This is a genomic window from Citricoccus zhacaiensis (assembly GCF_014645315.1).
GTDB lineage: Bacteria > Actinomycetota > Actinomycetes > Actinomycetales > Micrococcaceae > Citricoccus > Citricoccus zhacaiensis.
In genome coordinates, this window is sequence record NZ_BMLQ01000006.1 from 226,120 (window position 1) to 239,794 (window position 13,675).

Below are 13,675 nucleotides of genomic sequence, written 5' to 3' on the forward strand. Positions count from 1 at the left end.
GGCTACCGCGCCGGCGAGGTGGCCGGCCCGGTGGCCAGCGACCGCACGGGCCAGCCCGCGCGTTCCAGCGCAACGCCCGCTGCCCCCACCCAGCCGGACCGATTGCCCCACGTCGCGACCGAGACCGACGGCAGGGGACGGCGTCGCCCGCCGGGAAGGTGCCGGGCCAGTTCCTCCCGTGCCGGCGCCAGCAGCAACTCCCCCGCGGTGGCCACTCCGCCGCCGATGACGAACCGACCGGGGTCCAGGACGGCTGCCAGCGTGGCCAGACCGCGGCCGAGCCACCGGCCGGTGCCGGCCACGGCGTCGCGGCAGGCCGGGTCTCCGGCCAGGGCGTCGTCGATGGCGGCACGCGCCGAGGCCCGTCCGGCACGGGCCGCCAGGGCATCGGCGGAGACCAGCAGTTCCCAGCAGCCCGTATTGCCACACGGGCACGGTGGGCCGGCCGGGTCCATGGTCATATGCCCGAACTCACCGGCCATGCCGTGCTCGCCGATGTCCACGGCGCCATCCCGGACCAGCGCACCACCGATCCCGGTGCCGATCGCCACCAGGACCATCCGGTCGCGCCGCCCGGCAGACGTCGCCAACCGTGCTTCGGCCCAGGCCGCCGCGTCGGCGTCATTGATCACCGAGGGAACGGGGACCGCCCCCGATGCGTGGCCGCTCGCTTCTCCGGGGGCCATGGGAAGCCCGGTGAGGTCGGACAGGGCCCGGGCAAGGTCCTGCGGCAGGGCGCGGTCCCGCCAGCCGCCCAGGTGCGGGCTGAACACCGAGCGACCGCTGTGCGGATCGATCCAGGCCGCGGCGGACACGCCCCACACCACGGGGAGGCCGGGCCAGCGGGAGCGGAGGCCGCCGTACTGGTCCCGGGCGATGGCGGCGCACAGGGCGGACAAGGCGTCTCCGTCCGATTCGACCTGGTGTTCGATCCGGGTCTCGGCGGCCTCGATCGCGGAGCCTCCGCCGCCCGGCGAGACCGTCCCGGTCACGTCCGTCCCGGTCACGTCCGTCCCGGTCAGGGTCCCGCCGGAGGTCAACACCACCGTCCCTGCCTTCACGGCACCCCCGCCCACGTCCAGGCCGATGGCCGCGGCGACCGGTGTATCTCCGGTTCGGCCCACGTCAGCCACGTCCAGACCCCCTTCAGTCCCCCGCCTGATCTCCCGGTGCTCCCGGTGCTCCCGCTCCACCGCCGCGGTGCGGCGTCGCACCGCTGGTTACCGACGGGTAGTATGATCACGATTGTGGTACAGCCCACACCGGTTTCGGCCTTGTCCTGTAAGGTCGAAAGCCCCGGGCACCCCCGCCCGGGCCGGTCGGCACCGAAGAGCGCCACATCGCCACACAGCGGCACCGCCAAGCACCAGGAGCGCACGTTGAAGGAATACATTACCCCTCCCACGGTCCAGGTCCCCCAGGAGACGAACATCACCGATCTCCTCGAACAGCAGGTCCTGGCTGATCCCCAGCGTCCACTGTTCGCCCGTCAGGCCTCACCCGGCCAGTGGACCGATGTCAGTTCCTCCGCCTTCCATGAGGATGTCCGCATCTTGGCACGTGGCCTGGCCGCCGCCGGGCTCGAGGCCGGAGACCGGATCGGAATCATGTCCCCCACACGCTACGAGTGGACCCTGGTGGACTTCGCCATCTGGTACGCGGGGGCGGTGACGGTCCCCATCTACGAGACCTCCTCCCCCAGTCAGGTGGCCTGGATCGTCTCGGATGCCAACGTGCGTGCCGTCATCTGCGAGACGGCCCGCCACCGGACCGTGGTGGAGACGGCCATCCGTCAGGAACAGCTCGATCCCCTGGTGGGCAGCTGGCTGATCGACGCCGACGGGCTGGACGAGTTGCGCTCCCTGGCGGCCAAGGGACCGGACGAGGACGTCATGGAGTCTCGCCGCACCGCCGCCAACCTGCCCGATCTGGCCACCATCATCTACACCTCGGGCACCACCGGGAAGCCCAAGGGCTGTGAACTCACCCACGGCAACTTCGCCGAGCTCAGTCTGCAGGCGCTCGGGACCGACCTGGCCGGGATCGTCAACCCCCGCTCCAGCACCGTCATGTTCATCCCCCTGGCACACGTCTTCGCCCGGTTCATCTCCGTGCTGGCGCTGGCCGCCGGCGCCAAGGTGGGCCACACCTCGGACATCAAGCAGCTGGTGCCGGACCTGCAGTCCTTCAAGCCGACCTTCCTGCTGGCCGTCCCCCGCGTCTTTGAGAAGGTCTACAACTCGGCCCAATTGAAGGCGGAGACGGGCGGCAAGGGGAAGATCTTCGCCGCCGGGGCACAGACCGCCATCGACTATTCGAAGGCCCTGTCCGACGGCAAGGTCCCCCTCCTCTTGCGCGCGAAGCATGCGCTCTTCGGCAAACTGCTGTACGGCAAGATCCGTGATGCCATGGGCGGGCAGGTCGCGCATGCGGTCTCCGGTGGCGGCCCCCTCGGTGCCCGTCTGGGCCACTTCTTCCGCGGCATCGGCGTCAACATCATGGAGGGTTACGGCCTGACCGAGACCACCGCGCCGGTCACCGTGAACGTGCCCAGCGCGGTGAAGATCGGCACGGTCGGCAAGCCCCTGCCGGGCAACGGTGTCCGGATCGCCGACGACGGCGAGATCCTCGCCCAGGGTGTCTGCCTGATGCGCGAATACCACAACCGGCCGGACGTCACGGAGAAGGAGATCGTGGACGGCTGGTTCCACACCGGGGACATCGGCTCGCTGGATGATGACGGCTACCTGACGATCACCGGCCGCAAGAAGGAGATCATCGTCACGGCCTCCGGCAAGAACGTGGTGCCGGCTGTCCTGGAGGATCAGGTCCGTGCGGACGCCCTCGTCTCCCAGTGCGTGGTGGTCGGCGACAACCGCCCGTTCGTGGCGGCGCTGGTGACGCTGGACGCGGAGATCCTGCCGGGTTGGCTCCAACAGCATGGTATCGCGGCAGACACTCCGGTGGAGGAACTGGCCACGCATCCGGTGGTGGTGGAGCACGTGCAGTCCGTGGTGGACAAGTCCAACCAGTCGGTGTCCCAGGCGGAGTCCATCCGGGCCTTCCGAATCGCTCCGGTGGACTTCTCCATCGAGTCGGGCCAGCTGACCCCGTCGCTGAAGATCAAGCGCAGCGTGGTGCTGAAGGACTTCGACAGCCTGGTCGAGGAGATCTACACGGCGCCCAAACCCGTGTAGGGCCTACACCAGTCCGCTGTCCGGGACCTCCAGGCCCAGCAGGGCGTTCTCCACGACCTCGCTCAGGGCCGGGTGAATCCAGTACTGGCCGCGCGCCAGGGCATGGGCGTCCACGCCGAAACTCATGGCCTGCACCAGCAGCTGGATGAGGTTGGGGGCCTCATGGCCGATGAGGTGCGCCCCGATCAGCTGGCCGGTCTGGCGGTCGGCGATGAGCTTGCACAGGCCCGAGGTGTCCTCCATGGCCCAGCCATAGGCCACGTCACCATACTGCTGCACCTTGACGCTGATCCGGTCACGGCCGTACTCGGCCACGGCCTGGGCCTCGGTCAGTCCGGCCGAGCCGATCTGCGGCCTGGTGAACACGGCAGAGGGAACCGGCCCGAGTGTGTTGGCCCTCAGGTCATCCGGATGTTCCAGATTGTGGGAGACGATCCGCTGATCATGGTTGGCCACGTGCTTGAGCTGATGCTCACTGGAGATGTCCCCCAGCGCCCACAGTCCCGGAACCGGTGTTCCGCCCGAGAGCAGCCGCTGGTACTCGTCCACCACCAGCCGGCCGTCGCCGTGCACGTCCAGACCGGCGGAGGCCGGGTCCAGCCGGTCGGTGTTCGGGGTCCGCCCCTGGGCCACGAGGACCGCCTCGGCGTCGATCACCATGGTGGCGCCCTCCGCTCCCTCGAGATGAACCGCGACCCACCCGGACTCCGCCTCCACGATCCGGGACAGGGTCCACCCGGTCTCGAGCCGCCATTGCCGGGACGCGAGTTCGGTGAACCGCTCCGAGATCGTCTCGTCATGGGTGCGCAGCAACTGCGAGGAGCGGTTGACCTGGACCACCGAGGAACCGAGGCCGGAGAAGACCGCGGCGAACTCGGCGGCGATGAACCCTCCGCCGAGAACCACCAGCGTCTCGGGCAGCGTCGGCAGCCGCATGATCGAATCCGAGGTGTGTACCTGCGGCAGGTCGATGCCCGGAACGTCCGGCCGCACCGGCCGTGATCCCGCGGCCACCACGATGGTCTCCGATTCCAGGACCCGCCCACTCGCGGTCGTCAACTGGTGGGTGCCCGTGAACCGGCTCTCCTCGGTGATGACCGTGGTGTGGTCCAGCTCCTGGTCTCGGTACCGGAAGCCTCCCGCGGAGATCGCATCGATCCGGGAGAAGATCCGGTCCCGGATCCCGGCCCAGTCCGTCGAGCCGAGCTCCAGGTCCACGCCCAGCCGTCCGGACTCTGCGGGGACGGCCGCCAGCGAGGCCGGGTAGGCAAACATCTTCGTGGGGATACAGCCGACGTTGAGGCAGGTGCCACCGAAGACCCCGGCATCGATGATCGCCACCCGCCGGCCGTCCCAGTAGGGAGTGACCAGCGAGTTGCCGGAGCCGGAGCCGATGATGATCAGGTCAAACGATTCGGTGATGTCGGTGCCCATGGACCCAGCCTACGGTCCACGGGCACCGTCCCCGGCCCGATCTCACTCGACGACCCCCGTGTCAGTCCACGACGAGGAGCAGGTCGCCGCCCTCCACCGGTGTGGTCCCGCTCAGCACCACGCGGGACACGGTCCCACTGGCCTGGGCCGTGATGGCCGCCTCCATCTTCATGGCCTCGATGGTGGCAACCGTGGCGCCGGCCTCCACCGCATCACCCTCGGCGACGTTGACCGTCACGACCCCGGCGAACGGCGCCGCGACGTGACCGGTGGCCGCGGGGTCCGCCTTCTCGGCGGCACGGGCCGTCGATTCCACGGAGCGATCCCGGACCGTGATCTGGCGCGCCTGCCCGTTCAGGGTCACCATGACGGGTCGCAGGCCCTTGGCATCGGGCTCGCCAATCGCCTGGAGCGTGGCCAGCAGGCGGACGCCCTTGCCCAGGGAGATGACGTGCTCCTGCCCCGTCACCATCCCGTAGAGCCAATCGCGGGTGTGGAGGACCGAGGTGTCTCCGAACTCGTCCCGGTTGGCCTCGAACTCCTGCGTGGGGCCCGGGAACAGCAGCCGGTTGAGCGTCGCCTGGCGAGGGGCGCCGGGCTCGGCCAACGACGCGCGGTCCTCGGCCGTGAGCTCCGCCTCCGGGCGGCGCTGTCCCCGGTTCTGCAGGGCCCGGCTGCGGAACGGTTCCGGCCAGCCTCCGGGCGGATCTCCCAGCTCACCGGAGAGGAAGCCGATCACGGAGTCCGGCACATCGAAGTCCTGCGGGTTCTCGGCGAAGGCCGCGGGGTCCACGTCCATGCCGACCAGCTGGAGGGCGAGGTCGCCGACCACCTTGGAGCTGGGCGTGACCTTGACGATGTTCCCCAGCATCGCGTTGGCCGCCTCGTACATCTTCTCGATCTGCTCGAATCGGTCCCCCAGTCCCAGGGCGATCGCCTGCTGGCGCAGGTTGGAGAGCTGGCCGCCGGGGATCTCGTGGCGGTACACACGACCGGTGGGTGCGGAGAGGCCGGATTCGAAGGGACGGTAGATCTCTCGGATCGTCTCCCAGTACGGCTCGAGTCCCGCGGCGTGGTCCAGTCCCAGTCCGGTGTCCCGCTCTCCATGCTCCAGGGCGGCGACGAGGGCTGACATGGGGACCTGGCTGGTGGTCCCCGCCATGGACGCCACGGCGGTGTCCACGGCGTCGACTCCGGCCTCGGCCGCGGCCAGCAGGGTCGCCAGCTGGCCGCCCGCCGTGTCATGCGTGTGCAGGTGCACCGGCAGGTCGAACTCGCTGCGCAGGGCACCGACCAGTTCCCTGGCCGCCTGGGGGCGCAGCAGTCCGGCCATGTCCTTGATGGCCAGGATGTGCGCGCCGGCGTCCACCATCTGCCGGGTGAGCCCCAGGTAGTAGTCGAGCGTGTACAGCTTCTCGGCCGGATCCAGCAGGTTGCCCGTGTAACACAGGGCCGCCTCCGCGACGGCGGTCCCCGTGGCACGGACCGCCTCGATGGCGGGGGCGATCTGATGGACATCGTTCAGGGCGTCGAAGATGCGGAAGATGTCCACGCCGGTGTCCGCGGCCTCCTGCACGAAGGCGTTGGTCACCTCGACCGGGTACGGGGTGTAGCCCACCGTGTTGCGGCCGCGCAGCAGCATCTGCAACGGGATGTTCGGCAGTTCCTCCCGCAACAGCCGCAGCCGGGCCCACGGGTCCTCGGCCAGGAAGCGCAGCGCGACGTCATAGGTGGCCCCGCCCCAGGCCTCGACGGAGAACAGCCCCGGCAGGGTGTGGGCGACAGCGGGCGCGGCGGCCAGCAGGTCTCGAGTGCGGACCCTGGTGGCCAGCAACGACTGGTGGGCATCACGGAAGGTGGTGTCCGTGACGGCAAGTTCGGTGCGGGAGCGCAGCTCCGCGGCGAAGCCCTCCGGCCCCTGCTCCAGCAGCACCTGACGCCATCCGGCCGGTGGCTGACTGGACGACGGGCCGTCGAAGGGGCTGCGGTCCGGCTCCTCGGACTTGTCCCCGGGGAAGTGCGGCAGCTTGTCCCGGGGATCGATGCCGTCCACCCGCGGACCGTGCGGTTGGTTCACGGTGACGTCGGCCAGGTACTGCAGGGCCTTGGAACCCCGGTTCTGGCTGCGGTTCACCTGGGCCAGCTCCGGGTGGGCATCGATGAAGTCGGTGGCCACGTCCCCGGCCACGAAGGTCGGGTCGTCCAGCACGTTCATCAGGAAAGGGATGTTGGTGGCGACGCCGCGCACACGGAACTCGGCCAGGGCGCGCCGGGTGCGGCGCACCGCCGTCGGGTAGTCGCGTCCCCGGCAGCTGAGCTTGACGAGCATCGAGTCGAAGTGCGGACTGATCTCGGCGCCGGTGTAGATGGTGCCGCCGTCGAGCCGGACGCCGGAGCCACCGGCCGAACGGTAGGCGGTGATGGTGCCGGTGTCCGGCCGGAAGCCGTTCGACGGGTCCTCGGTGGTGATGCGGCACTGCATCGCCGCCCCACGGATCCGCAGGTCCTCCTGGTGGATGCCGAGTTCCTGCAGGCTGTGCCCCGCCGCGATCCGCAGCTGGGAGGCCACGAGGTCCACATCCGTGATCTCCTCGGTGACCGTGTGCTCCACCTGGATGCGGGGATTCATCTCGATGAACACGTGCTGTCCGGCCCGCTCACCGGCAGTGTCCACGAGGAACTCGACCGTGCCGGCGTTGACGTAGTCCATGGCGCGGGCGAACTTCACCGCGTCGGCGTACAGCGCCTCACGGATGGAGTCGTCCAGGTTGGGCGCCGGAGCGATCTCGATGACCTTCTGGTGGCGCCGCTGCATGGAGCAGTCGCGTTCGAAGAGGTGGACCGTCTCCCCCGTCGCGTCGGCCAGCACCTGGACCTCGATGTGCCGGGGCCGCAGGACGGCCTGCTCCAGGAACATCGTGGGATCACCGAAGGCGGTCTCGGCCTCGCGCATGGCAGCATTCAGGGCGTCCGGCAGGTCGGCCGAGGTCTCGACCCGGCGCATGCCGCGGCCGCCGCCGCCGGCCACGGCCTTGACGAAGATCGGGAAGCCGATGTCCTCGGCCTGGGAGACGAGCCAGTCCACGTCCGAACTCGGCTCCGAGGACTTCAGCGTCGGGATCCCGGCGGCCTTGGCCGCTCGCAGGGCCTCGACCTTGTTGCCCGTCAGCTCGAGGACGTCGGCCGGCGGACCGACGAAGGCGATGCCCGCCTCCTCGCAGGCACGGGCCAGCCCTGCGTTCTCGGACAGGAACCCATACCCGGGGTAGATGGCGTCACATCCCGACTCCGTGGCCACCCGGATGATCTCGTCCACATCCAGGTAGGCGCGGATCGGGTGGCCTTCCTCACCGATCCGGTAGGCCTCGTCCGCCTTCTGCCGGTGGATGGAGTTCCGGTCTTCGTAGGGGAACACCGCCACCGTGCGGGCACCCAGCTCGTAACAGGCGCGGAAGGCGCGCACGGCTATCTCGCCTCGGTTGGCCACCAGCACTTTGGTGAACATGCCATCGGTCGTCCTGGGGGACATGGGACCTCCTCGGTGGCCGGCGGATCCGCCGGCCGACGCTATCGCGCTGGTCGCGCTCGGGTGAACCACCTCGTTGTGGTTCACATCACGCGCCAGTTTTGCACACGCCGGAGCCCTGCCCCTATGACGCCCGTCACATGGCGACCGGCACTAGACTAGGGGCTGGTCCTCCGGCCTTTCATCGGCCATGGCCCCACTTCGCCTACCGTGCCCCACCACAGTCAGGATTCCCACGCCGTGCAGATCATCTCCATTTCCAGCCTCAAGGGCGGGGTCGGCAAGACCTCGGTCACCCTCGGACTGGCCTCCGCGGCGCGGGCCCAGGGCATCCCCACCCTGGTGGTGGACATGGACCCCCATGCTGACGCCACCACCGGGCTGGGCGTCAAGCAGGGCCAGGACATCGAGGGCCGTGAGGACATCGGCACCCTGCTGGACCGCCCCCGGCGCGTGAGCCTGGCCGACCACGTCATCGCCTCCGGTTGGCCCGACCTCACGCCGGGGGCCACGGAGACCGGCGTCCCGGGAGGAACGAAGGTCCTCGACGTGGTGCGCGGCTCCTCTCGCACGTCCCTCTTCGAGCGACCCACCACCCGCCTGCGCGAACTGCGGCGGCTGAGCACCCTGCTGGAATCCGTGACCAAGTACGCCTTGGTGCTGGTCGACTGCCCGCCCGCCCTGAACGGCGTCACCCGCATGGCCTGGGCCGCCTCCACGGATGTACTGCTGGTGGCAGAGCCGAGCCTGTTCTCCGTGGCAGGCACGGAGCGGACCCTGCGGGCCCTCGATCTGTTCCGGAAGGAGTACGCCCAGGGGGTCCGTTCCACCGGTGTGGTCGCCAACCGGGTGCGCCCGGCCAGCACGGAGCACCAGTTCCGCCTGGGCGAGATGGAGCGCATGTATGGCGACCGCCTGCTCCCCGTTGCCATCCCCGAACAGGGCAATTGGCAGCAGATCCAGGGCGCCGCCTGGCCGGTGCATGCCTGGCCCGGAGAGACCGCGGCCCAGTCGGCCGAGCTCTTCGAGGAGCTGCTCTCCGCGTTGCACCGGCCGCAGGGCCGCCGCAGTCAGCGCCGGCACTGAAGTATGCGCTGATACATCGCTGGTCCACCGCTCAAACCTTGACTGCGCCCTCTCCGGCCCGGCACGGAACGACCACCAGGACCGGACACGACGACGGCCCCGCACCTCTCTCGGAGAGGTGCGGGGCCGCCGTCGTGAGGCTCAGGAGGCGGACTTGCGGCGCGTGCGCCGCTGGGACAGTTCGTCACCGGGGAAGTCCTCGGGGGCGCCCGCGTGGAGTTGCTCGGACGGAAGCTCGGCCAGCGAGCCCTCGACCTCGCGCCACACGCGGCCCACGGCAATGCCGAACACGCCCTGGCCGCCCTGGACCAGGTCGATGACCTCATCGGCAGACATGCACTCGTAGACCGAGGCGCCGTCGCTCATGAGGGTGATCTGTGCCAGGTCGTCCACGCCGCGTTCACGCAGGTGTTCCACGGCCGAGCGGATCTGCTGCAGGGAGACCCCGGTGTCCAGCAGGCGCTTGACGACCTTCAGCACGAGGATGTCACGGAAGGAATAGAGCCGTTGGGTGCCAGATCCGCTGGCGCCTCGGACGGTGGGGACCACCAGGCCGGTGCGGGCCCAGTAGTCGAGCTGACGGTAGGTGATGCCGGCGGCCTTGCACGCGGTCGGACCGCGGTAGCCGGCGCCCTCGTCAAGGACGGGTAGGTCTTCGGTGAACAGCATGCCCTGCGCAGGGGTGCGCGGGGGTGACTCGTGATGCGGATCCGGGGACTGCCCGGCCTCGCCCTTCGGACTCACTGGAACCCTCCTGGTCATGGTTCCACACTGGGGAAGGAAGTGCCCGGCGGTCCGGATCGGCGATCAATGCCGGGCATCGGCCCGGCACCAAACCGCCGATCGGTGCGATTGGACCGATAGGCAATGTGGAACCTCTGAACATGACGGTATGCCCGGACGGGTCCACGGTCAAAGACCTCGTGCATTCGTCCCCGCGCGTGTCGCCGTGCCGCCCGTGGTCAGGCACGGGTTTCCGGACTTCCGGTCACGCACGCCGGCCGCCGGAATCCGGGGTGGGTCCGGCGATCAGGACTGGCTGGAGCCGCCGTCGGCGAAGTCCTCCGGGTCCACGTTGTCCAGGAACTCTCGGAACCGGTTGAGTTCCGCATCACGCTCCGCGGCGCCAGTGACTCCGGTAACGGCCTCATCGACCCCGTCTTCGGAGTCCTCGTCGACATCCTCCGCCTGTTCAGGGTCCAGCCCGGCCGCCTCCAGCACCTCGGCCGCACAGAGCACCGGCGCCTCGGCCCGCAGTGCGCAGGCGATGGCGTCCGACGCGCGGGCGTCCACTCGCGCGCCATTGTCCAGAATCAGCTCGGCATGGAAGACGGCATCCTCGACAGATCCGATCCGTACCGACTCCAGAGCCGCACCCGTGGCCGCGAGGACCTCGATCAGCAGGTCGTGCGTCATGGGACGGGGCGGGGTGAGCCCCTGTTGCCACAGGGCGATGGCACTGGCCTCCGGTGCCCCGATCCAGATGGGAACGAGGGTGCCCGTGCCGGGATCCTGGAGGAGGACCAGGGGCTGGTTCCCGGGCAGCTCAACTCGCACGCCCAGCACCGTCATCTCGACATCCGGCAGGTTCATGCGGGTACCCTCACGTGTCCAGGTCAGCCACGGCTGCCGCCACAAGGGCGCTGTGCAGCCCCAGGCAGGCCTCGCTGAGCTCCCGCGCGGCATCGGCCATCCGGGCGTTGGCGGCGGCGTCCTTGCGGGTCGCCAGAGAGGCCGTGGCCCGTTCGATGAGGCCGAGCTCGCGATCGGCCGCAGCCCGGAAGGGACGCAGATGGCGCGGCTCCAGGCCGTGGGCGGCCAGGACGACGGCGGACCGCGTCGCCTTGAGGGCGTGCTCGGAATAGCGTCCGTTCTCATCCGGCGACACCATGCCGAACTGCTCCAGGGAGTCCAGCAGCTGTGTGGTGGCTCCGGAGATCCCCTGCAACTCGGCGCGGGTGAGCGGGCGGGTGTGCCCGGCCAGCTCCTGGGCCAGCTGGTCTGACACCGAACGCGGGGTCAGGGTGAGCCCCCCGGGCAGGGACTCGGGGTGCTCACCGCGGTCCACGGCATCGAGGTAGTCCTTGATGACCTTCAGCGGCAGGTACTGGTCTCGCTGCAGGGCGAGGATGAAGCGCAACCGGTCCACGTCGGCATCGGTGTACTTGCGATAGCCCGCGGCGGTGCGGCGGGGCGTGATGAGCCCCTTCTCCTCGAGGAAGCGGATCTTCGAGGCGCTGACCTGAGGGAAGTCGCCCTTCAGCTCCGCCAGGACCTCACCGATGTTCATGACGGCGCGGTTGCCTCCGGTCGCGGCGGCGGATGCGGCGGAAAGGGGGCGGCGGGAAGCTGCTGCGCTCACGGATGTCCTCGGTCGTTGGTCGAAGTGGCGGTCGTCGTCAGGGCGTCCTGGCCCTCGCAGGCCGGTTGACTCAGACGGCGGGGCGCTGGGTGCCGGCGTAGAACGTGAGCCGGAACTTGCCGATCTGCACTTCCATCCCGGACCGCAGGGCCACGGAATCCACCCGGTCGTGGTTCACGTAGGTCCCGTTCAAGGAGCCGGAGTCCACGATCACGAAGCCCTCGCCGGAGCGACGGAACTCGGCATGCTTCCGCGACACGGTGACGTCATCGAGGAAGATGTCGGCGTTCGGGTGGCGGCCGGCCATCGTCGAGTCCTGGTCCAGGAGGAACCGCGCACCCTGGTTGGGCCCGGCATGGGCCACCAGGAGAGCCGAGCCGACGGGCAGGGCGTTGATGGCCGCGCGGTCCTCCGCCTCGAGCGAGCGGTCAGGCGACGAGTCCAGATCGGGCAGGCCGATGCTGGTGGTCATCGCCTCCGGTTCGGTACCCGTGTTCCGGCCGTCCGGTTGCTGGGTCCCGTCCTGTGACATGGCTCCTCCGAGGATGTGTCCGACCTATCGTGGCGAACCCGATGGTCGTGGTGGCTTCGTGACCTGACTAGCCTACCTGCTGGCGGTAACCCTCCGCATCGAGCAGGCCTTCAACCTGTGCGGGATCCGAGACGGTCATCTCCAGGAGCCAGCCGTCCCCGTACGGATCGGAGTTCACCTTGGCCGGATCGGCGTCCAGGGACTCATTGCGGGCCGTGACGGTGCCGGAGACCGGCGCGAAGAGGTCGCTGACTGACTTGGTGGACTCCACCTCGCCGACCGTGGAGTCCGCGGTGATCTCCGCGCCCACCTCGGGCAGGTCGACGTAGACGACGTCACCGAGGGCATCCTGGGCGAAGTCGGTGATGCCGATGCGGACGACACCCTCGGCGTCTGGCCCGGAGACCCATTCGTGTTCGGCGCTGTAGCGAAGCCCATCGGGAATATTGCTCATGGTTCCTCCAGATCACAGGTGTGAGGTCCGGCCCGTGCAGGCCTCGCGGTACACCGACGACACTACTGGCCTCCGTGGCGGGGTGCCAATGCTGCAGGAGGCGGATTCCCGACGGCGGCCAGCACCTCGACGACCCGGTCCCGCTCGGCCACGGGCACCGGTTCCAGGATCCGCTCCTGGACCCGATTCACGGCGGGCCAGAGTTCGTCGACGAGCGCCCGGCCCACCGTGGTCAGGGAGACCAGGCGCGAGCGACGGTCGTCCGGGTCGGGGCGGCGCGCCGTCCAGCCCCGGGCCTCGAGCCGGCGAAGTACGTCGGAGGCACTGGACCGGTCGAGCGCGGCCCGTCCGGCCAGAGCGCCCTGACCAGTGGGACCGGACGTGACCAGGACCAGCAGGACGGCGAACTGCGGACCGGTGATGATGCCGCCCAGCTCGTCGGCCCACAACAGCGTGTGCCGTTGCTGGGCCAGCCGGATCAGGTGGCCGGGACGGAGGTCCTCCTCCACCTGGCCCACCTGGCGCACCCCGTGGCGGTCGGAATCGTCAGCTGTCCCCGCCGCGTCGTGATGACCGGAGAGGTCGACCAGCCGGCGCCCGAGCCAGACACGATCGGCTGCAGCCAGGGGCGCCACCAGCCGCTCCTGCACGGTGCGGACTGCCGGCGCCAATCCATCCAGGGCCACCGCAGCGGGTACGGGCAGGGTGACGACTTGCCGCCGTGCATCGGCCGGGTCACGCTCCCGCCGCAACCACCCCTGCTCCTCCAGGCGGCGGATCACTCCGGCCACCGTGGTCCGGTCCAGCCCTGCGGCCCGACCCACGGAGAGCTGGTCCAGGGGCCACTCGGCTGCGGCCACGGTGAACAGCACCGAGTACTGCGGCGATGTCAGCAATCCACCCACGGCGTCCGCCCAGACCGCGTTGTGCACCTGGTGGCACCGGCGCAGCTGATGCCCCACGAGGGCCCTCGAATCCATGCGGATCTCCCTTGATGTTCAGTACACGGATGAAGAATTGTCTCCACTCTACTGTGGTTCGCGTCACCAGCGTGCGCTATGCTCGGCACAGAATCGTGCAGTAC

At 69.6% G+C, this 13,675-nt stretch carries 11 protein-coding genes; 2 read left to right on the forward strand and 9 right to left on the reverse strand.

Translation table 11 applies throughout. From position 1 onward, the window contains the following. Positions 1–2: 2 nt before the first annotated feature. On the reverse strand, positions 3–1,133 hold the full coding sequence (locus IEX49_RS11630; protein WP_229672588.1) for an ROK family protein: 1,131 nt from the start codon (positions 1,131–1,133) through the stop codon (positions 3–5). Between the two features lie 246 nt (positions 1,134–1,379). On the opposite strand from IEX49_RS11630, the gene IEX49_RS11635 reads away from it, so the two are divergent. Then, positions 1,380–3,197: an AMP-dependent synthetase/ligase gene (locus IEX49_RS11635; protein ID WP_188806309.1), complete on the forward strand. Its 1,818-nt coding sequence runs from the start codon at positions 1,380–1,382 to the stop codon at positions 3,195–3,197. 3 nt (positions 3,198–3,200) lie between these two features. On the opposite strand, the gene IEX49_RS11640 is transcribed toward IEX49_RS11635, so the two are convergent. Both IEX49_RS11640 and IEX49_RS11645 read right to left on the reverse strand, forming a co-directional pair. Further along, a complete protein-coding gene (locus IEX49_RS11640; RefSeq protein WP_188806310.1) occupies positions 3,201–4,631 on the reverse strand; it encodes a mycothione reductase in 1,431 nt (476 codons plus the stop codon). A 61-nt stretch (positions 4,632–4,692) separates the two neighbouring features. Beyond that, positions 4,693–8,136, reverse strand: coding sequence for a pyruvate carboxylase (locus IEX49_RS11645; RefSeq protein ID WP_188806382.1), 3,444 nt, complete (start codon positions 8,134–8,136; stop codon positions 4,693–4,695). A gap of 261 nt (positions 8,137–8,397) precedes the next feature. Between IEX49_RS11645 and IEX49_RS11650 the strand changes: the two genes are divergently transcribed. Beyond that, positions 8,398–9,243, forward strand: coding sequence for a ParA family protein (locus IEX49_RS11650; RefSeq protein ID WP_188806311.1), 846 nt, complete (start codon positions 8,398–8,400; stop codon positions 9,241–9,243). A 141-nt stretch (positions 9,244–9,384) separates the two neighbouring features. Here IEX49_RS11650 and IEX49_RS11655 read toward each other — a convergent pair whose 3' ends face one another. The 6 genes from IEX49_RS11655 to IEX49_RS11680 form a co-directional block, all read right to left on the reverse strand. After that, a complete protein-coding gene (locus tag IEX49_RS11655; protein ID WP_188806312.1) occupies positions 9,385–9,987 on the reverse strand; it encodes a MerR family transcriptional regulator in 603 nt (200 codons plus the stop codon). Between the two features lie 285 nt (positions 9,988–10,272). Then, complete coding sequence (locus IEX49_RS11660) at positions 10,273–10,836, reverse strand: bifunctional nuclease family protein (protein WP_188806313.1); 564 nt, start codon at positions 10,834–10,836, stop codon at positions 10,273–10,275. 10 nt (positions 10,837–10,846) lie between these two features. Continuing rightward, entirely contained in the window at positions 10,847–11,533 is a 687-nt protein-coding gene (gene ftsR / locus IEX49_RS11665) for a transcriptional regulator FtsR (RefSeq protein ID WP_188806383.1), read from the reverse strand. 142 nt (positions 11,534–11,675) lie between these two features. Further along, positions 11,676–12,137, reverse strand: coding sequence for an FHA domain-containing protein (locus IEX49_RS11670; protein ID WP_373286728.1), 462 nt, complete (start codon positions 12,135–12,137; stop codon positions 11,676–11,678). A gap of 67 nt (positions 12,138–12,204) precedes the next feature. Then, positions 12,205–12,591: a glycine cleavage system protein GcvH gene (gcvH, locus tag IEX49_RS11675; RefSeq protein WP_188806314.1), complete on the reverse strand. Its 387-nt coding sequence runs from the start codon at positions 12,589–12,591 to the stop codon at positions 12,205–12,207. Between the two features lie 62 nt (positions 12,592–12,653). Beyond that, a complete protein-coding gene (locus IEX49_RS11680; RefSeq protein ID WP_188806315.1) occupies positions 12,654–13,571 on the reverse strand; it encodes a MarR family winged helix-turn-helix transcriptional regulator in 918 nt (305 codons plus the stop codon). Positions 13,572–13,675: the final 104 nt, after the last annotated feature.